The 24,992-nt window shown below is 53.5% G+C and carries 25 protein-coding genes, 1 pseudogene and 2 riboswitches; of the genes and pseudogenes, 18 read left to right on the top strand and 8 right to left on the bottom strand.

What is annotated here, in order from left to right:
- Window positions 1–53 precede the first annotated feature (53 nt).
- The 4 genes from KI809_RS07350 to KI809_RS07365 are packed head-to-tail and all read left to right on the top strand — an operon-like array spanning window position 54 to window position 4,997.
- Window positions 54–2,042 (top strand): AAA family ATPase, encoded by a 1,989-nt coding sequence (locus tag KI809_RS07350; protein WP_214170885.1) that lies wholly within the window; start codon window positions 54–56, stop codon window positions 2,040–2,042.
- Window positions 2,035–2,619: a hypothetical protein gene (locus KI809_RS07355; RefSeq protein WP_214170886.1), complete on the top strand. Its 585-nt coding sequence runs from the start codon at window positions 2,035–2,037 to the stop codon at window positions 2,617–2,619. The genes KI809_RS07350 and KI809_RS07355 overlap by 8 nt, the downstream gene beginning before the upstream one ends.
- 18 nt (window positions 2,620–2,637) lie before the next feature.
- Window positions 2,638–3,702 (top strand): hypothetical protein, encoded by a 1,065-nt coding sequence (locus KI809_RS07360; RefSeq protein ID WP_214170887.1) that lies wholly within the window; start codon window positions 2,638–2,640, stop codon window positions 3,700–3,702.
- Window positions 3,693–4,997: a DNA methyltransferase gene (locus KI809_RS07365; protein WP_214170888.1), complete on the top strand. Its 1,305-nt coding sequence runs from the start codon at window positions 3,693–3,695 to the stop codon at window positions 4,995–4,997. Before KI809_RS07360 ends, KI809_RS07365 begins: the two co-directional genes overlap by 10 nt.
- An 81-nt stretch (window positions 4,998–5,078) precedes the next feature.
- Here the strand turns inward: KI809_RS07365 and KI809_RS07370 are convergent, their stop codons facing one another.
- Window positions 5,079–6,527, bottom strand: a complete 1,449-nt coding sequence (locus KI809_RS07370) for an ATP-binding protein (protein ID WP_214170889.1) — start codon at window positions 6,525–6,527, stop codon at window positions 5,079–5,081.
- A gap of 333 nt (window positions 6,528–6,860) precedes the next feature.
- Here KI809_RS07370 and KI809_RS07375 point away from each other — a divergent pair, with 333 nt between their 5' ends.
- From KI809_RS07375 to KI809_RS07385, 3 genes are all read left to right on the top strand, one after another.
- Entirely contained in the window at window positions 6,861–7,232 is a 372-nt protein-coding gene (locus KI809_RS07375; protein ID WP_214170890.1) for a DUF1499 domain-containing protein, read from the top strand.
- A 141-nt stretch (window positions 7,233–7,373) separates the two neighbouring features.
- Complete coding sequence (locus tag KI809_RS07380) at window positions 7,374–7,637, top strand: prevent-host-death protein (RefSeq protein ID WP_214170891.1); 264 nt, start codon at window positions 7,374–7,376, stop codon at window positions 7,635–7,637.
- A 2-nt stretch (window positions 7,638–7,639) separates the two neighbouring features.
- A complete protein-coding gene (locus KI809_RS07385; protein WP_214170892.1) occupies window positions 7,640–7,915 on the top strand; it encodes a type II toxin-antitoxin system RelE/ParE family toxin in 276 nt (91 codons plus the stop codon).
- A 146-nt stretch (window positions 7,916–8,061) separates the two neighbouring features.
- On the opposite strand, the pseudogene KI809_RS07390 reads toward KI809_RS07385, so the two are convergent.
- Window positions 8,062–8,544 (bottom strand): annotated as a pseudogene (locus tag KI809_RS07390) (VOC family protein); the annotation flags it as partial.
- A 285-nt stretch (window positions 8,545–8,829) separates the two neighbouring features.
- Here KI809_RS07390 and KI809_RS07395 point away from each other — a divergent pair.
- The 7 genes from KI809_RS07395 to KI809_RS07425 all read left to right on the top strand — a co-directional run bounded on the left by KI809_RS07395 (window position 8,830) and on the right by KI809_RS07425 (window position 14,131).
- The gene (locus KI809_RS07395; RefSeq protein ID WP_214170893.1) at window positions 8,830–9,561 is read left to right on the top strand and encodes a cupin domain-containing protein; all 732 of its coding nucleotides are present in this window, start codon (window positions 8,830–8,832) and stop codon (window positions 9,559–9,561) included.
- A gap of 179 nt (window positions 9,562–9,740) precedes the next feature.
- Window positions 9,741–9,926 (top strand): MerR family transcriptional regulator, encoded by a 186-nt coding sequence (locus KI809_RS07400; RefSeq protein WP_214170894.1) that lies wholly within the window; start codon window positions 9,741–9,743, stop codon window positions 9,924–9,926.
- 46 nt (window positions 9,927–9,972) lie between these two features.
- Window positions 9,973–10,515, top strand: coding sequence for a MerR family transcriptional regulator (locus tag KI809_RS07405; protein ID WP_214170895.1), 543 nt, complete (start codon window positions 9,973–9,975; stop codon window positions 10,513–10,515).
- A 91-nt stretch (window positions 10,516–10,606) separates the two neighbouring features.
- Window positions 10,607–10,885 (top strand): hypothetical protein, encoded by a 279-nt coding sequence (locus KI809_RS07410; protein WP_214170896.1) that lies wholly within the window; start codon window positions 10,607–10,609, stop codon window positions 10,883–10,885.
- Between the two features lie 206 nt (window positions 10,886–11,091).
- Entirely contained in the window at window positions 11,092–11,745 is a 654-nt protein-coding gene (locus KI809_RS07415) for a hydrolase (protein ID WP_214170897.1), read from the top strand.
- A 48-nt stretch (window positions 11,746–11,793) separates the two neighbouring features.
- Window positions 11,794–13,620 (top strand): amidohydrolase, encoded by a 1,827-nt coding sequence (locus KI809_RS07420; protein ID WP_214170898.1) that lies wholly within the window; start codon window positions 11,794–11,796, stop codon window positions 13,618–13,620.
- 52 nt (window positions 13,621–13,672) lie between these two features.
- Window positions 13,673–14,131: an SRPBCC family protein gene (locus KI809_RS07425; RefSeq protein ID WP_214170899.1), complete on the top strand. Its 459-nt coding sequence runs from the start codon at window positions 13,673–13,675 to the stop codon at window positions 14,129–14,131.
- Window positions 14,132–14,212: 81 nt separating this feature from the next.
- Here KI809_RS07425 and KI809_RS07430 read toward each other — a convergent pair whose 3' ends face one another.
- The 3 genes from KI809_RS07430 to KI809_RS07440 form a co-directional block, all read right to left on the bottom strand.
- Window positions 14,213–14,704, bottom strand: a complete 492-nt coding sequence (locus KI809_RS07430) for a ferritin-like domain-containing protein (protein WP_214170900.1) — start codon at window positions 14,702–14,704, stop codon at window positions 14,213–14,215.
- A 213-nt stretch (window positions 14,705–14,917) separates the two neighbouring features.
- Window positions 14,918–16,048, bottom strand: a complete 1,131-nt coding sequence (locus tag KI809_RS07435; protein ID WP_214170901.1) for a PAS domain-containing sensor histidine kinase — start codon at window positions 16,046–16,048, stop codon at window positions 14,918–14,920.
- A gap of 266 nt (window positions 16,049–16,314) precedes the next feature.
- Window positions 16,315–17,634: a diaminopimelate decarboxylase gene (locus KI809_RS07440; protein ID WP_214170902.1), complete on the bottom strand. Its 1,320-nt coding sequence runs from the start codon at window positions 17,632–17,634 to the stop codon at window positions 16,315–16,317.
- 208 nt (window positions 17,635–17,842) lie between these two features.
- On the opposite strand from KI809_RS07440, the gene KI809_RS07445 reads away from it, so the two are divergent.
- On the top strand, window positions 17,843–18,880 hold the full coding sequence (locus tag KI809_RS07445) for a tRNA dihydrouridine synthase (protein WP_281416845.1): 1,038 nt from the start codon (window positions 17,843–17,845) through the stop codon (window positions 18,878–18,880).
- Between the two features lie 72 nt (window positions 18,881–18,952).
- Here KI809_RS07445 and KI809_RS07450 read toward each other — a convergent pair whose 3' ends face one another.
- From KI809_RS07450 to KI809_RS07460, 3 genes are all read right to left on the bottom strand, one after another.
- Window positions 18,953–19,957 carry a L,D-transpeptidase family protein gene (locus KI809_RS07450; protein ID WP_214170903.1) on the bottom strand — a complete coding sequence of 335 codons (1,005 nt, stop codon included), beginning with the start codon at window positions 19,955–19,957 and terminating at the stop codon, window positions 18,953–18,955.
- 104 nt (window positions 19,958–20,061) lie between these two features.
- A complete protein-coding gene (locus tag KI809_RS07455) occupies window positions 20,062–20,382 on the bottom strand; it encodes an Lpp/OprI family alanine-zipper lipoprotein (RefSeq protein ID WP_214170904.1) in 321 nt (106 codons plus the stop codon).
- A 92-nt stretch (window positions 20,383–20,474) separates the two neighbouring features.
- The gene (locus KI809_RS07460; protein ID WP_214170905.1) at window positions 20,475–21,797 is read right to left on the bottom strand and encodes a L,D-transpeptidase family protein; all 1,323 of its coding nucleotides are present in this window, start codon (window positions 21,795–21,797) and stop codon (window positions 20,475–20,477) included.
- Between the two features lie 71 nt (window positions 21,798–21,868).
- A riboswitch (cyclic di-GMP riboswitch) is annotated at window positions 21,869–21,945 on the bottom strand.
- Between the two features lie 93 nt (window positions 21,946–22,038).
- Window positions 22,039–22,115, bottom strand: a riboswitch (cyclic di-GMP riboswitch).
- Between the two features lie 236 nt (window positions 22,116–22,351).
- On the opposite strand from KI809_RS07460, the gene KI809_RS07465 reads away from it, so the two are divergent.
- From KI809_RS07465 to KI809_RS07470, 3 genes are all read left to right on the top strand, one after another.
- Entirely contained in the window at window positions 22,352–23,338 is a 987-nt protein-coding gene (locus KI809_RS07465; protein WP_214170906.1) for a serine/threonine protein kinase, read from the top strand.
- A gap of 161 nt (window positions 23,339–23,499) precedes the next feature.
- Window positions 23,500–23,628, top strand: a complete 129-nt coding sequence (locus tag KI809_RS20695) for a hypothetical protein (protein WP_281416846.1) — start codon at window positions 23,500–23,502, stop codon at window positions 23,626–23,628.
- Window positions 23,629–23,894: 266 nt separating this feature from the next.
- On the top strand, window positions 23,895–24,917 hold the full coding sequence (locus KI809_RS07470; protein WP_214170907.1) for a fatty acid desaturase: 1,023 nt from the start codon (window positions 23,895–23,897) through the stop codon (window positions 24,915–24,917).
- Window positions 24,918–24,992 lie beyond the last annotated feature (75 nt).

The following is a 24,992-nucleotide window of genomic DNA, read 5'->3' on the forward strand; positions in this document are numbered from 1 at the left end:
TAAATATATTCCTCGCAAAGCAGGAAACATTTTGCTCATAAAAGGGCCTTTATATGCCTCATGCAAAAAAACTAACATTACCAAAAGTTCGCAATGTCAAACTGAACCGGTTCTCGCTTTATTCTCTTCAACCAAACATTGATATTTCATTTCCAGATGGGGTGTTTTGTTTGGCTGGAGCCAATGGATTGGGTAAGTCAACGTTCTTGGCTGCCTTGAACTTCGGCATTACTGGCATAGTGCCAACGCCCCATCGTGAATTCAAATCGGTGGATGAGTATTACAAGCTTGGCATCAATTTCAGCAAAGACTTTTTTACAGGCAGAATAGCTGAGAATGATAGAGATGTGACAGAAATCTGTGTGACCCTGCAAGTAGGTCAATCATTTTTCCATGTAACTCGGGGCATATTTGAGCCGAGTGAATTAAGAGCATATTTCACAACGGATGCAGATGGTACGGTAGAGTATGACGGTGCCGGGAAATCCGGAACAGAGCTGCATGACCAATTCCAGAGAGACATGACAAAAGCTGTCGGCTTAGAGTCCTTTTCCCAATTTGTTTTCTTACAGCATTTTGTCTTTACGTTCGATGAAAGCCGTCATCTTCTATTATGGGATGATAAGGTTCTTAACCAAGTCTTGTATATGTGCATCGGTTCTGATTACCAAAAGGCCCAGGAAGCTGACAAATTGCGTCGTGAAGCCGAACGTGCAGCCTCAAGAGCAAGAAACCTGAATTATCAAGCCTCCAATGTCAGGAGCAGGATAGAGTCGCTAATCCAGGCCACATCAAGTTCACAAGATAAATTGACCGATGTTGACCTGAACAAGCTTGAACTTTACCATCAATCTCTCACCAATGAAGTGGACAGCTTAAGGAAAGAAGCTGAATCAAAGAAAAAACAATTGGACGACACCACGTTGATGTGGATGGAGCTGAGTTCGCAATTATCTACCTTGCAAAATGATTATACGAATATGTTCTCCAGGCGCTTGCTTGGCAGCCAAAACATCAAGTCAAATCCAATAATCACCTCATCACTGAATGACAATAGATGCGCTGTATGTGGTACCGAACACGAGGATTCGATAGGCCGAATACTGACCAAAATAAATTCCAGCCATTGCCCGCTTTGTGAATCATCGTTGGAGAATGTTGCCAACCATACAGACTATCTCAAAGAGCTACAAGGCATAGATGCAAGCATACAGACAATAAAAACCAAACTAAGCGATATCGTCAAAGGTAAAGAACGCATCTCATCCGAATTGCTGATATCAACCAATAAACTTGAAACAAAAGAAAAAGAACTTACCGACTTCGAAAAAGCAAACGAACAATTCGTATTGAACAACAAGTCGAAGTATTCTGGCATAGAATCAGCTCTGAGTAAGTTAAACGATGAAATGGCCGAGCTAATCAGCCAAAAAGACAAGGAATATGCAAAACGTGACGAAAAATCCAAGGCCCTCCTGAAGCTCCAAAAGGAACTTCAGCAAGCTTACATCGCTGCCGAGTCTCAGTTTGTCCCTCTGTTCGGAGAACTTGCATCGTTGTTCCTCGGCATTGAGCTTGAAATCAGGATGAATGTCAGTTCATCCATAGCTTCTCCAAACCTGTCACTTATGCTGGAAATGCGGGGGTCAGCACGCAGAGAAGAGTACCAATTGTCTGAAAGCCAAAGGTTCTTTCTCGACATTGCCCTTAGAATGGCAATCGCAAGATATGTATCAAGTCCAGGGGGCGAAGCTTGTCTATTTATAGACACGCCTGAAGGTTCTTTGGATATCGCATATGAAAGTAGAGCCGGGCAAATGATAGCACTATTTGCAAGCACTAGACACAATGTGCTGATGACTGCAAATATCAACAGTTCACAGCTCCTTCTTCGATTGGCCGGTGATTGCAGAAGAGACAAGATGGTTCTTCACAAGATGACGACATGGACAGAGCTATCCGATGTTCAGCTGTCTGAAGAGAGATTATTCAATAAAGCCTACGATGAAATAGAAAAGGCATTGGATGGCCTCAATGCCTAATCCTTCATCGTATTTTGACGTTTTGTCAATCACCTCCAAGCTATCCAATAGCATGCAGAAGGTAAGCATTGCCGAGATTCATCTATTCTCGTATCTATCTTGCCTGCTGTGGTTATACAAGAAACAGCCAGTTGCCTTCTGGGGGTATCCATTTGCTGCCACACCGCAAGGTCATCCCTATAGCGCGGATTTGGATGAATCGATAAAGTATCTGCTGCGAAATGGAACGGTCGCAATCAGCGATGACAAGCACATCATTGTTACCCCCAGCGGCGAGACTGAATTTTCAGAATTATTGAAAATGACGATGTTTACCGAGCGGGAGCCGTATCTTGAAGGTGCTTGTTCTTGTGTACTTGCGATGCCAATAGGCATGATACGCAACGGAATAATGAACGAACCTGAGATTAACAATTCGATTGCGCTGGCCCAAAAGCGCATGTTGCTGACGACCGATGGCGTGGATATGTTGTACGAACAGTTTGATGTCTTAAGCAAGGCAATAGGTGTGGCTGTTGACGATTTAATGATACCGTCTGTGGTTTGGGTCACCTACCTGTCGGGAATTCAGAACTAGCTCGACGTGGATATTTAAATGCGAATCGATATCGACAAACTTAATCAAATTGTCGAAACAATGTATGTCGCAGTTGTTTCGAGAGCCTTCGGTTCTGATGGGACTCTAGCTCTCAGGCACCTGCTTTCCATGATAAAGACCGTATATGTCCATGTTGACCCTGAGTTAACACAAGGGACTCTTGTAATATTCAAACCTATCGCGGATGGCAATTTAATCGACAGATACGGCCAGCCAACAATTTTCCGTGACTTAACCAATCTGTGCCAAGCATACGACATGAATAATGGGAATTGTAGCTTAATGGTTCAAGATGGAAATGGTGATTATTGGCTTTGGAATGATGTCGCCGTTGATTGTGCCGAGTTGTCAGCGGTTGGAATAGTTTACCAATATGCCCATCGTAACGAGTCCTTCGTGGTGCAAGGCGCTGACACACCAGTAATCAACCCATGTCCTACCTTCGCCAGTGTTTTCGCGATACCCACATTCGGGGAGCTTTCAGACGCTTTAGAAAATTACAGCGCCCGAGCCATCCGATTCTCATCATGCCCGATATTTTCCGAATGTTGGCATTCCGGGCCGAGAAGCGACAGACTCTTCTTCAAGCCAGGTCCTGAAGAAACGATGAGAAATTCATTGACCTACTACTTAAAAACCGTCCTGCCGGATGCCGAGGTAAGACCGGAACAGGTGGTTGATGACAGCCACCCTGTCGATATCAAAGTAACATGGATGTTAACGTCTAAGCTGGCCTTGATTGAAATAAAGTGGTTAGGCAAGTCGTTGAACGATGAAGGTAACTTCGTCACTTATACTGATGCTCGCGCACGAGAAGGTGCCCAGCAATTGAATGATTATCTCGACGGGAACCAACAACAAGCCCCGGTTCATACGACCATGGGTTATCTCGTCGTGATTGACGGCAGGCGTTATGGTCTCAACACCGCATCCACCTCAGTTAACGCTGCGAACGGTGCGCATTATAGAAATCAAGAAATTGCCTATGCCCCTGAATTTCACACGATTAGGCCTGATTTTGCGAGACCAATTAGAATGTTTGCGGAGCCTATATGCCGTTGAATGCGATGTCATTTGTACCAAATCAAGTCAGTCTGAGTGCGCTTGATAATACTGATATGCCAAGGCATAGATGGTATCATTTCAAAGAAGCATTCTCACCGAACCTGGTTAATTATGCTTTAGAAGATGCCCAATGTGATAAATCAAAAGACCTCATCGTTGACCCGTTCAGTGGAAGTGGCACAGTTGCGGTTACATCTACTTTGAATGGTTATAAAGCCATTGGATTCGAAGTTAATCCATTTCTTGCCTTTGTGTCAGCCACAAAATTGACCCAATGTAAACCGGACACCATCAGTAAACAGCTCCGCACCATTATTGCCAATATACGGCGCGGTGAAGTCTCTCCGCTTGAGCATTTTTCTACCTTTTCGGAAACCAGCAACGCAGAAAAGTGGTTGTTCAACAAACAGGTATTACGAGCTTTCGAAGGCGGGTGGCTTTCGACGGGCAACATGTATAAACCGGTTCGCGACTTAGCACGGCTTTGCCTGATTGGTGCCGCAATGGATGTCTGTAATGCGACTAAGGACGGGAAGTGCCTTAGATATCGTAAGGATTGGCAAGAACGCTCCTTTGGGGTCTCAGACTTCGTTGATGCCTTTGAAAAGAGGATACAAGAAGTTATCCATGATATTGAAATATGTCCTATCGACAAGGATATCGAATCATCGATAAAAATCGGTGATTCACGGAAAATGACTTCTGGTATTTTCCAAAAGCAAAAGTTTAAACTCTGCGTAATGTCCCCGCCTTATCTCAACTCTTTTGACTACACTGATGTATATCGGCCGGAATTGTTTTTAGGCCGTTTCGTGTTGAACAATGAACAGCTGCAGATACTACGTCATAATACCCTGCGTTCCCATGTCCAGGTAAAATGGGCTGAACCGCACGAGGAGTATTTTGGCAGGCATTTTTTCGAAAGTTTTCAAGAACTGAACGCGAGAAAAGGAAGTCTTTGGAATAATCGTATACCTTCAATGGTACAAGCCTATTTCGAAGACATGAAGAAAATCCTCGTAAATTTAAAGTTGATGGCAAAAAAGGACGCTAGCGTATGGATTGTCGTCTCTACATCCGCATACGCTGGTGTTGAACTGCCTGTAGATTTGATAATAGCTGATATAGCTACTCAGGTAGGATGGTTCTTAAGAGACATCAAGGTAATCCGTTACTTGAAACGGGTATCCTGTCAGCAATGGGATGAGCTTTCCAAAAGAAAAGAACAGAGACCACACTTGCGAGAAAGCATTATAATCTTGGACACGAACCCCAAAAAGATGCATATATAGCCGTCTCTGTTATTAAATAGAAGAGTTCCGGGGGCACCATTCTTAATTCAAAAGGCGGCCAAGCGGCCGCCTTTGCTGTATCTATGCCTCCAGCCCCTGCAGGTCATCCAACTCCGAACGCCCGAGCCAGTAGCAGGCTAACGGTGCCGGTATTTTAAGTGCCCGCGCCTGCTCACCTCCTGGCAGCTGCAGCACTCCGAAATCGGCGGCATCCTTGGTAATCACATACCCCCGGTTGACCTTGCGCTCTTGACAGAACTGGATCAGCCCCTTCAGCTCGGTAATTTCGACGTTCTTCCCACGGTACTTCACCTCGAAGGGGACCAGCCGCTTGCCAGTATCGGCAATAATGTCAACCTCCTGATCCTTCTTCCCCCGCCAGTAGGAGAACGCCATGCTCCGTTGGTAGTAGCGGCTGAAGACATGCTTGAAGAAAGCGGTTTCCACTGCTTGGCCGAGTTGAACGGTATCCTCGAGCAGTTCTTTTCCCTTGAGCATGACACCCGGTGCGATGGCGGCATCAGCCAGGTAGACTTTGACCCGGCCACGCAGGATCTCCTTGCCGTAACCGAATGGGCGCAAACGATAGATCAGGTGAGTTGCTTCCAGAAGGTCGATGAAGTTGTTAGCTGTTGCCTTCTTGACCTCCAGGTTGCCGCAAAGCGCCTGGATGTCCAGCAGCCCGCCATCGTGCAGACAGAGATAAAGAAAGGTCTGCTCTAGCTCAAGTACCCGTCTGACGCCGAACAGTGCGGTCATATCCCGTTTGAGCACCTTATCGACAATATCTTCACGCAAAAGCTTCTGTGCCATAGAGATACTACTGACCAGTGAGCTCTGGGGAAAACCGCCCCGCAGTAGATACTCATGGAACAAACCGGTGAGCGGCCTGGCTTCTTCGCCAATGCGGGCGAACCAGTTTGCGGGCCTGTCGAATAGTTCAATCAGGGAAGAAACTGCCGGAAGTTCGGGAATCGGATCCTGGCGGATTTGCAGGTATTCGTAAAAGGAGAGGGTTGCCAGCCGGACAGTGTGCCAACGGCCCACACCGGATTCGAGGTGCTCGGTTTCCAGCGGCGTGGCAGAACCGGTAACTGCAATGCGCCGACGCTTCTCGAAGTCAACCTGATGTTTGAGCCAAACCTGCCAGTCCTTGGTCGCCTGGATTTCGTCGAGAAAGAGGTATTCGATCCCGTCGCGACCCGGCTCGAACTCGCGCCAGAGCTGCAGTAACCCGTCCAGGCCAATCAACTTGAGCAGCGGATGATCGAATGTTGCGTAGAGGATATTGGTTGGTGGAACGCCCTGTTGGATAAGCTGGTCGATTGACTGGAGGAACAGGGTGGTTTTACCTATTTGCCGGGCTCCCGAAAGGAGTAGTGCGCGGCCTGCGGGAGGTGCCTGCATCCAATCGCTGATTTCCTTGAACGCTGCCCGGCGCCAAGGAGGGAGATCGGCAAAACGCCCACCGGACCACCACGGATTGTATCGACGCAGGACGGCAATAAGCTCGGCAGTTGAAGCAATCATTGCTATACTCCTTAGTGCTCCTATTTAAGGCAAGTATACTAGCCTTAATTTAGAGTTTCAAGTTGAATTATGTCATTTACGTGCGGGTTTGGGAAAACTGGGGACATCCATTATTTATGCAGGAGTGCATTGCTGAAATTACGAGGCATAATTTGGGGGACACCAGACCTATTTACAAGCTTCCGGCGCTTCATGTCCTCGACTAAAGCAGCCGCTTGCCTTTCTGTTATTTGCCGCTACCCTTTGACTATGGCTGGTACTTACCTTAACCATTATGCTGGCACATTCTTTCGCGCCTTCCAGAAACTTACTACTCTCACATTGGTGGTTCTGATGGCCTCGACCGTTATGGCAGTTCCGGAACCACCCCTCCCCTCTTGCCCGGCGTCGCCCAACTGCGTCTCCAGCCAGGCAACGGACAGCCATTTCATCGCACCGCTTGCCCTCACCGGCCCGCCCGAGGCTGTCATGGCCCGGCTGAAGGAGATCCTGGGGCAACGGACCGACACCAAGATCATTGCCGCGGACAGCACAACCATTCGGGTCGAGTTCAGGACCTTCCTCGGTTTTGTCGATGACGGTCTGTTCATCCTCGATGGCCCCAACAGCCTGATACACTGGCGTTCCGCCGCCCGCACCGGTTATTGGGACCTTGGCAAAAACCGCCGCAGACTTGAGGAGATTCGTCAGCAGTTTCAGCGTTAGCACGGAATCCCGTAGACACCATACTAACTCACAAGGCGGCCAAGCGGCCGCCTTTGCTGTTTGTGCAAGATTATATTGCCAGTCACTATCACCTGTGGCACACTATCAAGTACTTAATCAAGTATCTTTAGGAGCACCTATATGAATACCATCCCCGCCCAGGAGATAAAACGCCGCGGTATTGCTGCAGTGGACGACCTGATCGCCACGGGCGACGTCCATGTCATCCGCAACAACCGGCCCGAGTACGTGGTGTTATCCGAGGCTCGCTACCAAGAGCTGGTGGCCGAGGCGGAGGAAGCGTATGTGGCCCGGGTGAAGGCGTCGCTGGAGGATGTGCAGGCCGGCCGGGTAAAGCGGGGCAGTGCCGCTGACCTGATCAAAGAGCTGGGACTGAACGACTAGGCATGTACGATCTTGTCTGGACAGCCGGTTTTACCCGCGCCGCGAAAAAGTTCGTTGACCGGCATCGCGATCTGCGCACCAAACTCGCCGCTACCCTGCGCGACCTGGAGAACGACCCGTTTCAGCCCGACCTGAGATATCACCATCTAACCGGTAAACTGAAGGGAATCCAGGCGGTGAGCATCACCCACAGCTACCGGATCACCCTGACCGTTATGATCACCGACAAGGAGATCATCCTCCTCGATATCGGCAGTCATGACGAAGTCCACCGCTAGTGACCGCAGGGACCATACTTTAATGTAAAAGGCGGCCAAGCGGCCGCCTTTGCTGTTTACGCGCCCCCCTTTGGTTCAGGGCAGACGCAAGAATCAAAATCTTCATGCAAGCACTCTTTGCAGACCCCACCACTATAAAGCACGATACCGCGCCGTGCCGCTTCTATGGCAGCGATGTCGATCTTTTTCATCTGCATCATCGCCTCGAAGGCGCGCTTGGCAGCGGCAGGGTCGGGATCAGTTATCGCTTCAGTCAGGGCGATCGGAGTAATCTGCCACGACAGCCCCCATTTGTCCCGGCACCAGCCGCAGGAACTCTCTTCGCCACCATTGCCGACAATGGCGTTCCAGTAACGATCCGTTTCTTCCTGGTCAGCGGTTGCGACCTGAAACGAGAATGCCCAGTTGTGCTTGACCTCGGGACCGCCATTAAGCCCGAGGCAGGGAATGCCCATCACGGTAAACTCGACCGTCAACACATCCCCTTTCTTTCCGGAGGGATAGTCCCCCGGTGCGAGGTGTACTGCGTCAACGGATGAATCAGGAAAGGTCTTGGCGTAAAACCGTGCCGCCTCCTCGGCGTCGCGGTCGTACCAAAGGCAAATTGTGTTCTTTGTATGCGTTGCCATGTCATTTCTCCTTCGTGCGGCGCCGCTCTGCAATTGTGTCGGTGGTGAGCGGTCAGGGTGCTGACTCCTTGACGATTGCTCTGTCACCTTCATTTTACTGCTCTTTGCGAAGATATTTACATATTATTTCCCGTTGGAGAATTTGAGATAGGTTACTATTTCTAAAGGTGGTCAATCGGCTGCCTTTACTGTTTTCCCCGGAAAAATGCGGTATCATGCTTTAGGATCGGTCGTTACCGGTATTAAACCACAATCGTTATTACGGGCAGATCGGAGAAAGTAGCCATGCATCAGGAACCGGCGCCGGGGCTTTACCGGCACTACAAGGGGGGCGAGTACCGGGTGATCGGCACCGCACGCCACAGCGAGACGGATGAACTCATGGTGGTCTACCGCTGCCTCTACGACAATAATTCCCTCTGGGTGCGTCCGTTCGCGATGTTTCAGGAGACAGTGCTGGTGGACGGCACCGAAATGCCCCGCTTCAGACTTGTGGCCCCCGACTGTGCCATGGGACCGGCCAGCGCAGAGCTGATTGTATCCCTCGGCCTGACACGCCATCCGGAGGGAGGGTGGTACCGTGAGACCTACCGAGCGGGCGGGGCCATTCCCAGCACTCTCCTCCCGGATCGGGCTGGCGGCGAGCGCTCTTTTTCCACGGCGATCTACTTCCTGCTGGAGCGAGGTGACATATCGGCGCTCCACCGGATCAAGTCGGACGAGCTATGGCACTTCTATGGCGGAGCACCCCTGATCGTGCACCTGATAACCCCCGAAGGAAGCTACTGTTCCCTGACGCTGGGGAGCGATCCGACCACGGGCGCAACGTTCCAGGGGGTGGTGCCGGCGGGGTGCTGGTTCGGTGCCGAGACCACGGGAGATTACTCGCTGGTGGGGTGCACCGTGGCCCCCGGCTTCGACTTTGCCGATTTCGAGATGGGGAGCCGCTCCGACTTGCTCAGCCAGTTCCCGGTTCATGCCAGCATCATCCGGAGGTTGACTCGGGATGGAGAGTGAGGAGCTGGGTCTGAGTCCCCGCCGTAACGGTAACGGCGATCTCGTCCTTTACGGCTGGGAGAAAACAGGGGAAGTTCCCTGGCAACAAAATATCTCTTGACCCGTCTACCAGTTCACAGTTTAGCGTTGTCCCTGTCATGGCCATGATACAATTACACGATTTGAAAAGGAGAACGACGATGAACCCAAAGGTAAACGTGGAGGAGTGGGTAGCCCGCTTCAAGGCCATTGGCCTGGATCAGGCAACGATGGAGCAGTGGCACCGCCTGTTTGAGCGGGAAAACCCGGCCGGGCACCAGAGTTTCCTGGAGTGGCTGGGGCTGCCGGCGGAAAAGATCGCAGAAATCAGAGCGAAATCAGCATAATATGACTTGCCCCCGGCTGTGCGCCGGGGGCACTTTCGGAGTCTGTATGTACCACATTTCTCAACTGGCCCGGCAGTTCGGTCTGTCCCGCAGTACCCTGCTCTACTATGACCGGATCGGGCTGCTGTCGCCATCGGGACGGAGCGAGGCCGGCTATCGCCAGTACTCTCCCGCTGATCAAGGCCGGCTGGAGTCGATCTGCTCTCTGCGCCGGGCCGGCATGGATATCGACGGGATCAGGGCGATTCTCGCCACTGCCGGTGACGACACGACCACTGTGTTGCGCCGGCGTCTGGATGAGATCGGCGCGGAGATCGAGGCGTTGCGCACCAAGCAGCACCTGCTGGCCGGGATGTTGAAAGTGCAGGGTGAGGGTGGACCGGGTGCCACCGTGAACAAGGAGATGTTCGTTGCCATGCTGCGCGCTGCCGGGATGGATGACGCTGCCATGAAAAAGCTCCATGTGGAGTTTGAGCGGCGGGAGCCGGAGGCCCACCATGCCTTTCTGCTGTCGCTGGGCATCTCGGAAAAAGAAGCACAGCAAATACGCACATGGTCAGCAGCTATGGAGAACCAGATAACAAGTTGAGTTCCGGGAACACCATGCTTAACTCGAATGGCGGTCGATCGGCCACCTTGAAGGAAACCGAGTAGGCCCCTGATTTAACCGGAGGACTCCCATGAACGGGAAAGGAGCACAGATGCAGCTGACAGGGGCACCCAAACTGGTTGTCTGGGCAGAGAAGATAAGGAAGGACCGGCTGAAGGTCTGGCAAGAGACTTCGCCGGAGATCTTCAAGGCGGTTGAAGCCATTGTTACCCAGGAAAAAAGTGCCGACTGGTGGATCGCCCATAAGGACAAAGGGCTGGAGGTGATCATCAAGCAACTCCGCAGCGGCAATCTACCGCGGCAGCGCACTAAGCAACCGCGCCAGCAGCAGGAGAAAAAGAAAGAGTGACTCCATACTTAATTCAAAGGCGGCCAATTGGCCGCCTTTGCTGTTTTTATACCCATGGCGCAACTGTTCTCAACCCTGCAGATACTGCCGCGCCCAGCCGCACATCATTTCCAGGATCGGACTTATGGCGTTGGCTTGATATTTTAAGGTCAGAGGTCTATTGTTGACTTATAGAGGACAATAATTGTCTCATTAGGAGGCATGCCATGAAAACCGAACTATTGAACCCGCAGAACAGCGCTCTGATACTGATCGACTTTCAACCGCAGATGACCTTCGGAGTTGCCAATATCGACCGTCAGACCCTGTTCAACAACGTCATGCTGCTCGCCAAGGCAGCAAAAATTTTCAATGTCCCCACAATACTGACTACCGTAGAAACGAAAAGTTTCTCCGGCAACATGTGGCCACAGATACTCGACATCTTCCCGGATCAGGAGCCGGTCGAACGGAGCAGCATGAACTCCTGGGAAGATGCCAAGCTGGTTGAGGCAGTCGTTGCTACCGGCCGCAAAAAACTGATCATGGCAGCGCTCTGGACTGAAGTCTGCCTGACCTTCCCGGCCCTTGAGGCGCTCAAGGCAGGCTACGAGGTCTATGCCGTCGAAGACGCCTCAGGCGGCACCAGTGTCGCGGCCCACAATGCCGCCATGCGGCGTATCGAGCAGGCCGGTGTGGTGCCGGTCACCGCACTGCAGGTGTTACTTGAATACCAACGTGACTGGGCTAGCAAAGATACCTACAACGCGGTCATCGAAGTGGTTAAAGAGCACTGCGGTGCCTATGGACAGGGAGTTGAGTATGCCTACACCATGGTGCATGGCGCTCCAGCCAGCCGCGCCGGAGTAGCAGGGAACTGACCATGAAAGTGGCCGAGATAGAAAGCGGCCCGTTGCGAGGTGATTCCGATGAAAACTGCAGAACTCATTTTACATAACGCGAGCATAGCGACTCTCGACCCACTGTTGCCGGAAGTATCAGCGGTGGCCATCGCAGAGGGTCGAATCCTGGAGACTGGTGATGAGCAAACCATTTTGCAACGGGCCGGCGCGACCACACAGATCATTGACCTGAAGGGGCACACCGTGATTCCGGGTCTGAATGATTCCCATATCCATGTCATCCGCGGCGGCCTTAACTACAATATGGAATTGCGTTGGGACGGCGTGCCATCACTGGCAATTGCCCTGCGGATGCTGAAGGAGCAGGCGCTGGCTACACCGGCCCCACAATGGGTGCGGGTCGTGGGGGGCTGGACTGAATTCCAGTTCGCAGAACGGCGCATGCCGACCCTGGATGAAATCAACGCAGCATCGCCGGATACCCCGGTCTTCGTACTGCATCTTTACGATCGGGCCCTGGTCAACCGGGCGGGGTTGCATGCCATGGGCTATACGAAGGAGACCCCCGACCCTCCCGGCGGCCTGATCGAGCGCGACCGGCACGGCAACCCTACCGGGCTGCTGATCGCCAAACCGAATGCCCTGATCCTCTATTCCAGCCTGGCCAAGGGACCGAAGCTCGGCTTCGACGATCAGGTCAACTCGACTCGCCACTTCATGCGGGAGCTGAACCGGCTGGGGCTTACCAGTGCCATAGACGCCGGCGGCGGGTTTCAGAACTACCCGGATGACTATCGGGTTATCGAGCATCTGGTTGAGCAGAACCAGCTGACCCTGCGCATCGCCTACAACCTATTTACCCAGCGGCCGAAAGAGGAGTACGACGACTTTGCCGGCTGGACCGGGATCGTCACGCCTGGACAGGGCAATGACATCTACAAGATGAATGGCGCCGGTGAGATGCTGGTCTTTTCGGCGGCCGATTTCGAGGACTTCCTGGAACCGAGGCCTGAACTACAGCCGGTTCTGGAGGCCGAGTTGCAGAAGGTGATCAGACTGCTGGTCACCAACCGCTGGCCGTTCCGGTTGCACGCCACCTACGATGAGTCGATCAGCCGTTTTTTGGACGTGTTCGAAGAGATCGACCGGGAACTCCCATTCAACGGGTTGCGCTGGTTCTTCGACCATGCCGAGACCATCTCGGAGCAGAGCATGGAACGGGTACACACGCTGGGAGGGGGTATCGCCATCCAGGACCGGATGGCCTTCCAGGGTGAATATTTTGTGAATCGTTACGGCGCCTCAGCAGCACAGCGAACACCGCCGATCGCCCGCATGTTGAACCTGGGAATTCCTGTCGGGGCCGGTACCGACGCAACCAGGGTTTCAAGCTACAACCCCTGGGTGTCGCTCTACTGGCTGGTGAGCGGCAAGACAGTGGGTGGGCTGACGCTCTACGATGAGAAGAACCGCCTCGACCGTAACATGGCTCTACGCCTCTACACCGAGGGGAGTGCCTGGTTCTCAGGGGACGACAATAAAAAGGGGCGGATTATCCCAGGGGAGTTGGCCGACCTGGCCGTACTCTCAGCCGATTACTTCACGGTTCCGGAGGATGAGATTAAGGGTATCGAGTCAGTGCTGACGATCATGGATGGCAAGATTGTGCATGGCAGTGCCGAGTTTGCCGGACTGGCCCCGCCGCTGCCGCCGGTGTCGCCGAACTGGGCGCCGACCGGGGTTTATGGTGGCGCGTACCGTTATACCCATGCTGTCGCAGGTGTAAGCGTCAGCCGCAGCAGGTCATGCGGCAATCCGCTGCATCAGCATACCCATACGGTCGTCGGGAAGGGTGGCAGCTGGGGGATCGGCTGCACCTGCTTTGCCTTTTGACAACATATATCAAGGAGACCTCACCATACGAATAGAACTGGAGGTGATTAAGATGGTAGACATTCTACATCGAATAGGAATCAAGGCCCCGGTGGCTCAAGTATATAGCGCGCTGACAACTCTGGAAGGCTTGGCCCACTGGTGGACCGAGGAGGTTACGGGTGATACCCGGGTCGGAGGGGAGATCGAATTCCGCTTCCGCACGAAGTCAGGCGAACTACTGGGCGGGATGGTTATGGAAGTGCAAGAGCTGGGCGAGAATAAAGAGGTTCGCTGGCGCTGTGTAGAAGGGCCGGCTGAATGGATTGGCACAGACATCACCTTCCAACTGTCAGAGCAGGACAATCAGACCATTGTCCTCTTCGGCCATAGAAACTGGCGCGAGGCGGTTGAAGCAACCTATCACTGCAGTATGAAGTGGGCCACATTCCTGTTAAGCCTGCGTGAGTATGTGGAAAAGGGCACAGGAAAGCCATCACCGAATGACCTGAAAATTGATAATTGGAATTAGGTCCCCCTGCTGAAAATTCCGGGGATAAATAGGTAATTCAAAGGCGGTCACTCGACCGCCTTTCTTGTTGCCCGGAGGGGATTACTCCCTGACAAAGGTATCCATGTCAGATTCGTCCACCATCCCCATGATCCGTGCATATTCCGCCTCGATCAACAGGTAGTGTTTGTGAGTCTCACAGGCATTCAACTCGTACACTGCCCGGACTTCAGGATCGTCCATTCTGACGGCCAGCTCCCTCAGCGCCTCTTCCAGCTGTTTCTCCTTGTTCAGAGCCACCTCAAGAGCCTTCTGCTCGGTGAACTCAGCACCGCATACTTTTTTCGCCACAGCAAGCCAGGTTGACTCGTCAGAAGCCTGGATCGCCAGGAATTCGTCCAAAGATGGGATGTCGCTGCCGGGGTAAATCCGGTGGAAATGGCCGGCATGTTCCCGCTCTTCGCTGGCCAGCAGTTCAAAGGTACGTTTGGCGCCGTGGTCCTTGAACTGTTGGGCACCGTACTGGTAAAAGAGCATGGCGCTCTTCTCTGTAAGCAGTGAATTTTTGATTGCCTCCTGGACATCTACCGTCATGATCGCCTCCTTTTCTGCCGTGGTCTATTCTCGAGCATCGGATCTGTAAGTTAAGTATACCTTGATCGCTACAAGCTGCATCTCCTAAAGACCCCTCTGGGGTGTAGCAGCTTCCATCAACCCTGCCTGAGCACCTGGTTTGATAATTCAAAAGGCGGCCGATCGGCCGCCTTTCCATTTTCAGCAAACAGGTTTCAACGCCTGCAGTTCAATTTATCCTGCCGGCAGCAGGATATAGAACCTGGTCTTTCCCTCACCGGAACTGAATCCAACCTCACCGCCAAGATATTGTTCACCGAACAGCTTGATACTGTAAGTGCCAATCCCGCGACCATGGGTCGATTTCGTACTGAATGAGCGCTTGAATATCTGCAGCTGAACGTCTTCCCGAAGATCTCCCGGATTTTCCACCTCGATCCGTACCGTCTCTCCGGTATTGCTGCACCTTACCGTTACCGAAGCCCCAGAAGGCGCGGCCTCGATGGCATTCATCAGCATGTTGCCGACGATTCTGCGAAAAATCGGTGGGTCGGTTTTGATCGAGATAGCAGGGGGAACCTCCAGCAAAATTCCACGGCCCGCAGTCCGTTCATTATGAATAAACGACTCGCGCAGTTCTTTCATCATCACACCAAGATCAACATGTTCTAACTTTGGAACGTATTCCCCTTTCTCCGCGGCAATAAGATTCCGCTGATGCTTGATATCATCAATCAGGGTATCGGAAAGGGAAAGCATCCATTGTTTACATTCCTGCTCCGTTTTGTGATCGAGTTCCGGTTCCGCCAATAGTGCCGCGAGACCGCGAATACCACCGGCAGTATTGATGATGTCATGGAAAAATGTACGCTCCATGACCGACTTCCATTTTTCAGCCCCGATATCCTTGAGCGCGCAGACAAAATATGGTTCTCCTCCTATGTACAAAGGTGTTGCGACAATCTCAAGATCAAGAGCCACAATTCTTTTCTGGCGCAATGTGAGCCGGCATTCTCCCCGAGTTTGCTGGCCGGTTTCAATACAGGCGAGGATGGTCATCACTGCCCCGCAAACCGAGCAGCTCGGTGCCGTGCCGCAACCATCGGGTCCTTCTTGATGGTGAATGCAGGCAAAGGCTTCTCCCGGGCGCAAGCCAATAAAAGCTTCTGCCGACTGTGCCCCAAAGACCGCCAACAATCGGCTGTTAATTCCCACAATCTGGCGCTGACCGTTCAGGATCAAGGCGGGATCAGGCATGGCATCCAGCAGTGACTGGGCTAATGGATTGGAATCAATAATCCTGCATTGTTCCTCAAGCTGTTCGGAAAAAGACCGCCCGGCAGGGGCGAAATAAGTGTCAGGCATGACCTTTCTCTCCAGGTAAATGTCTAATTTTATCGCGAGCAATGCTCGCTTGCCAGGACTACAGGAATTCATATCGGCTGGCAGCTGCCAATTTTTAGTAATACCGGTAGCTGTCCTCGAAGCCGTAGATTTCCGACAGGGCCTATCTTATGATCTGAAAATTGATAACCGGCTTCAGCAGCCAGTTTCTATTATCAGCTGTCTTATACAAAAAAGAGGCCAAGGGGCATGCCCCTTGGCCTCTTTCACTAGCTATGACTGATCAATTACAGTTGCACATCCAGCTCGTTCTGGTAGATCTGCTCCCGAACCTGTTTCTTCCTGATCTGAACCAGTTCACCGCTCTTGGTCTTCATGACGGCTCCCGGCTTGCGGTGCGAGTTGTAGTTTTCCGGTGACATGCTCTCGGAATAGGCACCGGTGCCGCCGATGACCACATAGTCGCCAATTTCCGGTTCAGCGATAAGCACCGGCACGATGTTGCCGTCGTTGTCCAGACGCACCGAATCGCCACTTTCGCAGCAGCGCCCGACAATGCCGAACGATTTCAACCCGGCAGTTGGCGTACTGTCGTACTCACTGGAAAGCAGGGTACCGTCCTGGCGGACAATGGCAATGGGATGCTCGGAGCCGTACAAGAGCGGGCGAGTCAGCAGTTCCATGCCGCCGTCGACGATCAGGAAGTTCAGCTCGTTGGTCAGCTTCTTGTCGATGATCCGGGTGATGATATGGCCCGAGTTGGCCACTACATAGGTGCCCGGCTCGATCTCCATCTGCAGCTCGCGACCGGTGGCCTCCTTGAACTCCGTGATCCGCTGCTTGGCATAGGCACCCAGCGCGGCGATGTCGGCCTGTTTTTCTCCCGGCATCCGGGCGACCTTGAGCCCCCCGCCAAAGCTGACAGTTGTGGCATCAGGGAAATAGCTCTTCACAAAGCCGAGCTCCCGGTCGATGTTCTGGCGCCATTTTTCCGGGTCGCCCCCGGAACCGATATGGACGTGCACCTGGGTAAAGCGCAACCCTTTTTCATCGGCCAGGGCCTTTACCTGCGGGACATCGTTCAGATGCACGCCGAAACAGGAGTATTCGCTGCCGGTATCGCGGGTGGCGCTTTCACCGCCGCCGGCAGCACCCGGATGGACTCGCATGGAGAGGTCGATGCGGTTAGCCTTGGCAAAGTCGGCAATCAGCTGGAACTGGGTCATGGAGCAGACATTGTACTTGAGGCCCGCTTTGATCATCGCCTCAAGTTCGGCGCGTTCCTCACCGGTCGGCACCTCCTGAGTGGTCAGCATCATCCGGCTATACGGAATCCCGGCGCTAAAGGCACGGGCTGCCTCATCAAGTGACGAGCAATCCAGATCCAGCCCTTTATTGGTAACAACCCGCAGTACGGTACGATCCGAGTTGGCCTTCATGGCGTAGCGCACATGCAGCCCATAGGCATTGGGCATGTTCAGCAGCTGCTCGCAGCTGTTTTCTATGAATTCCTGATCATGCAGATACACCGGCGTTCCCCACTGCTGCGCTATTTTCGGGATAAGCGTTGCCTCCAGCTTGGTCGGACCGAAGTTTGTCATTGTCATGCTTTTAAACCTCATAAATGTGATATGACTCCGCATTCCCTGATCCTATCAGGGCAACGTGAAGAGGGTTGCCCATCTATGTAGCATTTTCGACCGGTGCGGCGCAACATATCTCTGTAAGTTTATTGCATAAAATTAGTTAAAAAGAGAGCCAGTCCGACAGCTTTGCTATTTCCATGCTTGATATTTTTCCGCCAGGTGAGCAACAATGTGCAGCATGCCTATTCTTTTCCCCCATAATGACACGACCGTCAGCTACTCCGCGCAGAAAACACCGGAAACATTGAACACGGTACTTCCGTGGCAAACCGGGACCACACCGCTGATGTTGGCGCCGATGCAGGGGCTGACCAACCGGGCCTTGCGCGCCTATTTCATCGAGCATGTCCGGCCCGATGTCATCTTTACCGAGTTTATGCGCGTCAATACCGCGCCGGCGGGAACGTCGCTCACTGCTGCCGACCTGCGGGATGTGGCCACTGAGCAGGGAGGGGTGCCGCTGGTAGTCCAATTGGTGGGGCATGGGCGGGAGGCGCTGGTCTCGGCGGCAAGGGTGGCGCAGGAGGCTGGAGCTGCTCACATCAATCTCAACATGGGGTGTCCCTATGGTCGGATGGGCGGCGGCATGACCGGCGGGGGGATGCTCCGCTGCCCGGATGATCTGGCAGAGGTCATCCCCGCCCTGCGGGAGGTCATCGCCGGCTCGTTCTCCGTAAAGATCCGGGCCGGCTACGACGATCCGGACCAGATCCTGTCGTTGCTGCCGCTCTTCGAGTCGAGTGGAGTGGATTTTCTGGTGCTGCATCCCCGGACCGTGGTCCAGAAGTACCAGGGAGTTGCCGACCATGGGGTCACCACCCGGGTAGTGCGGGAGACCCTGCTGCCGGTGATTGCCAACGGGGATATCCGGAGCGCTGCCGATGGCAACCTGCTTCTGGGCGAAACCGGCGCTGCCGGGCTGATGCTAGGGCGGGGCGCGATTGCCGATCCGCTGCTGTTCCTGCGCCTGCGGGGAGAGGTGCCTCCCGAACCCAGCCGGGAAGAGCGGAGATTGGAGCTTGCCCGCTATCTGAGGGAGATGCTGACCCGCTATAGCCAGCTGTTCTGCGGCGACATGCAGGTGCTGAGCAAGATCAAGGAGATCATTGCCTACCTGGATGATCCGGAACTGACCAAACCGCTCAAGGAACTGCGGCGGGCCAGAACCTTGCAGGCGTTCGCAACTGCCCTGCACGGGCTGTGTTGAGTAGGACCTCGGGGATTACGGTGACACCATTACGGCATGCCACATGCGGCCAAGCGGTTGTGGTCTGGTCTGCTATGGCTTTATCTCGACAACGGTGCCATTTGGCACTGCCTTGGCAATTTCCTCTATTTCTTCGTCAGTGACAGCGATACACCCTTTTGTCCAGTCAATGCCGGTGTGCATATCGCCAACCCACGAGAACCCGTTCTTAATGCCGTGGATCATGATATCGCCACCCGGAGCGACTCCCAGCTGTCTTGCCCGCTTCTTGTCGCGCTCGTTGGGATAGGAAATATGCAGCGACAGGTGATAACGGCTGTCCTTGTTCCGTGAATCTATGGCATAGATCCCCTCCGGGGTCTTGTTGTCACCCTGTTTCTCCTTTGGACCGTCAGGGTTCCCCCCCAAGGCAATTTTGTAGGTTTTTAGCACCTCGCCCTTGGAGAACAGGGTCAAGCGGCGCTGCTTTTTTTCAATCAGGATCCTGTCTGCCGACCCCTTCTGGATTGCCAGGCCAGCAGCCTTTTGTTCCAGTGCTGCAATCTTTTGCTGCAGCAGCTCGATCTCGGTCTCCTTGAGTTTCACCTGTTGCTGGAGAGCAGCAACTTCCTGGCGGAGCGTCTCGTTGAGTTGTTGCTGCCCGGCAATCGTCCGGTCTTTAGCCGTAACATTGTTGAGGTAAAAGACCATCATTTCACTGTCCTGCCGATAGCCGCTCCCCGGGTAATCCTTTATCAGCTTCTGAAAACATTCCAGGGCCTTCTGATAATCTTTTTGCTCGTTCTGCGGATGGGCATAAACAATAGCCATCTCGAACAGCACCCGATCCGTTGTGGCAGGATATTTTTCAATGATCTCTTGATATTTGCTCAGAGAGGCCGGATAGCTCCCCTGACTGAAGAGTGTGTTCGCTTCTTCAAAGGTCGACTTGGCCTTAAAATCGTCACTGAAGTGGCTGCAGCCGCAGATCAGGACCATCGCGACGCCGATAAAGAGCCGACCAATCCGGGCACGAATCCTGTGTGACGGCCAGAGTCCGACAGCTAGCCCAATGTGGCTAATTCCCCTTGCACGCATCGCTTTCCCCTACGCAAAAGCATCAAAAAAAGTCTCAGAGCTGCAATCCTAACCAGCTAATGAAATGGCAGGGTTTTGCCCCTGCCATTCATTATCGGCAAATCTTACTTCCTCATTGATTTCTGGAAAACGGCTTCGGCTTTTGCCGCCTTTTCATCGGCAATCCGTTCCTTTTCAGCGGCTACCTTTTCCCGCTCCTCCGCTGCCTTCACCGCATTTTCGACGCGGGCGGCGGCAGCGTCTGCCTGCAATCTGGCGGCATCAGCTGCTGCCTTGGCAGCCTGTGCATCCTGCACTGCCTGATCGGCTTTAGCCCCAATCAGCTTTTCCTGCGCCTGCACTTGCTCAAGTTCCCTTGTTGTTGCACAGCCGGTCAACGCGGCAAAAGCAAGCACTATCGCGATCCCCAAAAGACTTTTCTTCATTTTTGTCACCTCCGTTTAGTTAAGTCCCCTCAGCAAAATGAGAGGACATGCACCGCTCACCGCATCTCCGACCTGAGATAAAGCGGCAGCGACTAGCCCTGCTGGTCAGGCTCAATCAAGATCCCGTCTATTTCCAAATCTATTTTCAAGCGTTTTACCGCATCCCTGGCCGCACTGATATCGGGAAACGGGCCGGCAATTACCCGGTGGCTGTCGTTCTTTGCCAATACCCGTGCCGGGATCGGTGGCCCCTGGTGGTTAATGATGGCGGCAAGCCGCAAAGCATCGGTCTCGTCACGCACAGTAGCCGCCAGCACATACCAGGCATCAGGTTTCAGTTCCGGTAATTCCGGTCGTCCGTACAGTTTGGCCGGGTGTGCAACTGCGATCGGCGGTTCGGCCTCTGTTGCGGCTCCTTGTCTCATCGCAAAGATGGGCACTGGAATTCCCTGGGCCGCCAGCTGAACCTCCTTGACTTTTTTCCAGTCAAGCGTAGTCGCCGCTTTCTTTTCGAGGTCCCGCAATTTTGCGTAAACCTTCTCCAGCTCAGCAACACCTGAGTCTTCCTGGGGCTTATGTGCCTCCAGATACAGCACCCCATCTTGTTGGCCGAGGAGATAGGGCTGGTTAACAATCACGACCGGAGTCTTTACCGGGGTGTCGTCGTAGAGCATCTGCACATTTTCCGGATAAAGCCGCAAACAGCCATTGCTTGCCTTAAGGCCGATGCTGGCCGGTTTATTGGTGCCATGGATCAAATAGCCTGCTTTGCTCAAATAGAGCGCGCGGTCCCCCAGGGGGTTCAGAGGCCCCGGCGGAACCTTTGCCGGCAGGGGATCCCCTTTTTTCCGATGATCTTCGGCAATGGACGCAGGCACATACCAGGTCGGTCGGGTTGCCTTGCGTTGCACGTACATCTGACCGGTGGGGGTGGGGCGCTCTTTGGTGCCGATGCCTACCGGGTAGGTCGTCACCGCCAGCGAGTTACCATCACCTTTGAAGTGAAACAGCCGCATGGTGGCCAAGTTAATCACGATCCCCTTGCGCGGGGCGTCCGGCAGGATGAAATTCAGCGGCAATACCACGCGCGCTCCGGGTTCCGGCACCCAGACATCAACGCCGGGATTGGCTGCGCTGATGGCAGTGAGTCCCAGGCCGAAGTGCCGGGCAATATCCGGCAGGGTGTCTCCCGGTTCCAGCCTCACGGTAGCCAGCCGGCCAATGACGTCGTCGCCACGGGCCACGGAAAATTCGTTCTTCTCGATATCCTGGGCAAGCGGGCCGGAGAACAGCGCCGAATCGCCCTTAACGCTTTTCATAACGGCACAGCCATTGAGAGTTGCCAGGACCAGACATAGCGCCAGCAGGCGCAGTCCTAAATTTGCTAAGCGTGACAGATCAATGATTCGGCACATGGGTTGAATGAGGTCCCTTTCCCAACAATGTTCTTGATAAAAAAATGCCGGGCCCGAACATCGCGTGATATTTCGGCAACCCGGCTGTCTCAGTGAGACCCTGTAGGCTTTCCGCCCCACCCTCGCGGGTGGTTGAGTATTATCGCTTACCACCAATTTTAAGCTTTGCCGCACCTGGCTTGTTCGACCTCGACTGACTGATTTGACAACAAAAAAGCCGAGGCCAAATATCGTGTGATATTTCGGCAACCCGGCTGTCTCGGTGAGACCCTATAGGCTTTCCGCCCCATTCTTGCGAATGGTTGAGTATTATCGTCTATCGCTCAAGCAATTTTCAAGCATTGCTATCATTTCTATCGTGGCTTGTCAATAGTTTCCCAAAGTGATGCTGGAGCCATTTCCACCTCTATTCTGCTTGCAACGGCGCAGACAAAGCGACAAGAGGTGACTTTGTGCAAAATAGGTTGTGCTTAATTTTCAAAATGTGCGATTCTTAGCCGCCCGCACAACAATGTGCCGATGAAAGCAACCGGACAACCAGGCGAAAGAGCACAATGACAGTACACCAGCATTCCTTTCACAAACTCACCCCTGACTTTGTCATGGACGCCGTCGAGAGCCAGGGGTTTCACTGCGATTGCCGCAATCTTAGCCTGAACAGCTACGAGAACCGCGTCTATCAGGTCGGCATTGAGGATGCCAAGCCGCTGATCGCCAAGTTCTACCGTTCCGGGCGCTGGTCTTCCCAGCAGATCATCGAGGAGCACCAGTTCAGCCTCGAACTTGCCGAACATGAGCTGCCGGTAGTAGCGCCCTGGCAGAATCCCGCCGGTGAGAGCCTCTTTCGGCACCATGGCTTGAAATTCGCCCTCTACCCCCAGCAAGGGGGGCATGCCCCGGAGTTTGACAATCTGGACAACCTGCTGATCCTGGGCCGGATGCTGGGCCGGATGCATCGTATCGGCGCGGTCAAGCCGTTTCGTTATCGGCCAACTCTGGATAGCCTCAGCTTTGGCCACGAGAGCGTTGCCCTGATCCGGGAGAACTTTATTCCGGCTGAGTATCGTGAAAGCTACACCGCCTTGACCGATCAGCTGTTGGAGAAGATCGAACAGGGGCTGGCTGCAGCCGGGCAGATTCGCTACATCAGGGTGCATGGCGACTGCCACAGCGGCAATATTCTCTGGCGCGACCATGCCCCCCATTTTGTGGATTTCGACGATAGCCGTATGGCCCCGGCGGTTCAGGATTTATGGATGATGCTGTCCGGTGAGCGTTCGCGCAAGATTTCCCAGTTGGATGCCTTGCTGGAAGGGTACAATGAATTCTTCGACTTCGATCCAGCCGAGTTACGGCTGATAGAGGTGCTGCGCACCCTGCGCATGCTGCACTACAGCGCCTGGCTTGCCCGCCGCTGGGATGACCCGGCGTTTCCGATTGCCTTTCCCTGGTTCAACAGTGTGCGCTACTGGGGCGAACAGATCCTGGAGCTGCGCGAACAGATGGCGGCGCTGGATGAGCCGCCGCTTGAGCTGCTGTAGCTTACAGGAGGGATCTCGGGGGACAAGGCAACAAATGCAAAAACCGAGTCCTGGTCACGCCAGTAATAAATCCTGTGCTTTCATGAATGTATGCTATAGTTAGATCAGTCGTACCTTTGGTGAATACCCACCATACGAGTCGGCACTAAGGAGCAGAAATCATGAGTAAAGGCACGAGCAGCAGGAAAGAAGGCAAAAAAGCCGCCGCCACGACCCCGAAGGAAAAAAAGGCTGCTAAAAAGATCAAGAAGGCTGAGAAACAATTCAGCATAGCGGCCCAGGTACATTAATCAGGCCTGTTTCTCTCGGGTCACAACCGATTTATTCACGCTTAATGTTAAAGGCGGCCAGTTGGCCGCCTTTTTTCTTTATTGAAGATCACGCCAAAACCCAGGGCATTAACCCAACATTGCTTGTTGCCCCGCTGAACTCACGGCTGAAGTAGTGCTGGCAGTTATCAGCCGTGGTCCGATTTCCGTAGAATTTGTCGATCAGTGTTGTTTTGCTATACTTTATTCTTGTCGAGGTTCCGAGTCTTCTGTCGAAGGGGCTGCCTATGTCCTTCAACCCGGTGTTGGTGATCACCAAGACTGAAAAACCGGCGTGGTACCAGTCCTCCGCCCGCTTTGCCAAGGCTGACAACCGTACCGCAGTCCGGCAACTGCTTACTACCATCATTCCCTATCTCGCCCTGCTGGCTACCATGGGTTACACCGTGCAAAACGGCTACCCTTATTGGTTCACCCTGACTCTCGGCATAGCAGCCGCCGCCTTGTTTGCCCGGATTTTCATCCTGTTCCATGACTGCACCCACGGCTCACTGTTCTCCGCGCCACGCTGGAACCGAAATGTCGGTTACCTGTGCGGCATCCTCACGTTCACTGCTTTTCATGACTGGCGCAGAAGCCACGCCGGGCACCACATTACTGCCGGCGACCTGGACCGGCGCGGCATGGGAGACATCACCACCATGACCGTCGACGAATACCGGTCGGCAGCACCGCTGCAAAAACTGGCGTACCGGCTGTACCGTCACCCGCTTATCCTGCTGGGCATCGGACCGCTCTATTATTTTCTGCTGCGCAACCGCTATCCGTCTCCGGGAGCAAAGAAGATCGACTTCATCAGCGTGATCTGCACCGATCTGGCACTGGTCGTCATCTGGTTAACAGCCGGCTTGACCATCGGACTAAGAACCTATGTACTGGTCCAGCTGCCGGTACTGATAATGGCGGCAACACTCGGCATCTGGCTGTTCTACAATCAGCATCAGTTCGAAGGGGTTTACTGGGCCCGTCACGAGGAGTGGGACCCGTGGCGGGTTGCCATGGAAGGGGCGTCGTATTACCGCTTGCCACCGCTGTTGCAGTGGGTGACGGGCAATATCGGCTTCCACCATGTCCACCACATGCGTCCCGGAATTCCGAACTACCGGCTCCAGGAGTGCTTCGAGGCAATAGCGGAACTTCAGCAAGTCAAACCGCTCACCGTGCGTAAGAGCCTGGGTTCGCTGCGCCTGAATCTCTACGACGAAAAACAACGCACGCTGGTAAGTTTTCGCTCGCTGAAGGGCCATTAAGATCGCGCTAAGGGACAGGCTCTTTTTCGAGCGGAACCTCCTTTGTCGTTGGTGTCTTCTCTCCCCTGAATATGG

The sequence above is a fragment of the Geoanaerobacter pelophilus genome, from assembly GCF_018476885.1.
Classification (GTDB): domain Bacteria; phylum Desulfobacterota; class Desulfuromonadia; order Geobacterales; family DSM-12255; genus Geoanaerobacter; species Geoanaerobacter pelophilus.

What these genes read in the sequence shown, in the direction of transcription:
- KI809_RS07350 (WP_214170885.1), top strand. Translation starts at nt 54, where the DNA reads ATGCCTCATGCAAAAAAACTAACATTACCAAAAGTTCGCAATGTCAAA.
- KI809_RS07355 (WP_214170886.1), top strand. Translation starts at nt 2,035, where the DNA reads ATGCCTAATCCTTCATCGTATTTTGACGTTTTGTCAATCACCTCCAAG.
- KI809_RS07360 (WP_214170887.1), top strand. Translation starts at nt 2,638, where the DNA reads ATGCGAATCGATATCGACAAACTTAATCAAATTGTCGAAACAATGTAT.
- KI809_RS07365 (WP_214170888.1), top strand. Translation starts at nt 3,693, where the DNA reads ATGCCGTTGAATGCGATGTCATTTGTACCAAATCAAGTCAGTCTGAGT.
- KI809_RS07370 (WP_214170889.1), bottom strand. Translation starts at nt 6,527, where the DNA reads ATGATTGCTTCAACTGCCGAGCTTATTGCCGTCCTGCGTCGATACAAT.
- KI809_RS07375 (WP_214170890.1), top strand. Translation starts at nt 6,861, where the DNA reads ATGGCCTCGACCGTTATGGCAGTTCCGGAACCACCCCTCCCCTCTTGC.
- KI809_RS07380 (WP_214170891.1), top strand. Translation starts at nt 7,374, where the DNA reads ATGAATACCATCCCCGCCCAGGAGATAAAACGCCGCGGTATTGCTGCA.
- KI809_RS07385 (WP_214170892.1), top strand. Translation starts at nt 7,640, where the DNA reads ATGTACGATCTTGTCTGGACAGCCGGTTTTACCCGCGCCGCGAAAAAG.
- KI809_RS07395 (WP_214170893.1), top strand. Translation starts at nt 8,830, where the DNA reads ATGCATCAGGAACCGGCGCCGGGGCTTTACCGGCACTACAAGGGGGGC.
- KI809_RS07400 (WP_214170894.1), top strand. Translation starts at nt 9,741, where the DNA reads ATGAACCCAAAGGTAAACGTGGAGGAGTGGGTAGCCCGCTTCAAGGCC.
- KI809_RS07405 (WP_214170895.1), top strand. Translation starts at nt 9,973, where the DNA reads ATGTACCACATTTCTCAACTGGCCCGGCAGTTCGGTCTGTCCCGCAGT.
- KI809_RS07410 (WP_214170896.1), top strand. Translation starts at nt 10,607, where the DNA reads ATGAACGGGAAAGGAGCACAGATGCAGCTGACAGGGGCACCCAAACTG.
- KI809_RS07415 (WP_214170897.1), top strand. Translation starts at nt 11,092, where the DNA reads ATGAAAACCGAACTATTGAACCCGCAGAACAGCGCTCTGATACTGATC.
- KI809_RS07420 (WP_214170898.1), top strand. Translation starts at nt 11,794, where the DNA reads ATGAAAACTGCAGAACTCATTTTACATAACGCGAGCATAGCGACTCTC.
- KI809_RS07425 (WP_214170899.1), top strand. Translation starts at nt 13,673, where the DNA reads ATGGTAGACATTCTACATCGAATAGGAATCAAGGCCCCGGTGGCTCAA.
- KI809_RS07430 (WP_214170900.1), bottom strand. Translation starts at nt 14,704, where the DNA reads ATGACGGTAGATGTCCAGGAGGCAATCAAAAATTCACTGCTTACAGAG.
- KI809_RS07435 (WP_214170901.1), bottom strand. Translation starts at nt 16,048, where the DNA reads ATGCCTGACACTTATTTCGCCCCTGCCGGGCGGTCTTTTTCCGAACAG.
- KI809_RS07440 (WP_214170902.1), bottom strand. Translation starts at nt 17,634, where the DNA reads ATGACAATGACAAACTTCGGTCCGACCAAGCTGGAGGCAACGCTTATC.
- KI809_RS07445 (WP_281416845.1), top strand. Translation starts at nt 17,843, where the DNA reads ATGTGCAGCATGCCTATTCTTTTCCCCCATAATGACACGACCGTCAGC.
- KI809_RS07450 (WP_214170903.1), bottom strand. Translation starts at nt 19,957, where the DNA reads ATGCGTGCAAGGGGAATTAGCCACATTGGGCTAGCTGTCGGACTCTGG.
- KI809_RS07455 (WP_214170904.1), bottom strand. Translation starts at nt 20,382, where the DNA reads ATGAAGAAAAGTCTTTTGGGGATCGCGATAGTGCTTGCTTTTGCCGCG.
- KI809_RS07460 (WP_214170905.1), bottom strand. Translation starts at nt 21,797, where the DNA reads ATGTGCCGAATCATTGATCTGTCACGCTTAGCAAATTTAGGACTGCGC.
- KI809_RS07465 (WP_214170906.1), top strand. Translation starts at nt 22,352, where the DNA reads ATGACAGTACACCAGCATTCCTTTCACAAACTCACCCCTGACTTTGTC.
- KI809_RS20695 (WP_281416846.1), top strand. Translation starts at nt 23,500, where the DNA reads ATGAGTAAAGGCACGAGCAGCAGGAAAGAAGGCAAAAAAGCCGCCGCC.
- KI809_RS07470 (WP_214170907.1), top strand. Translation starts at nt 23,895, where the DNA reads ATGTCCTTCAACCCGGTGTTGGTGATCACCAAGACTGAAAAACCGGCG.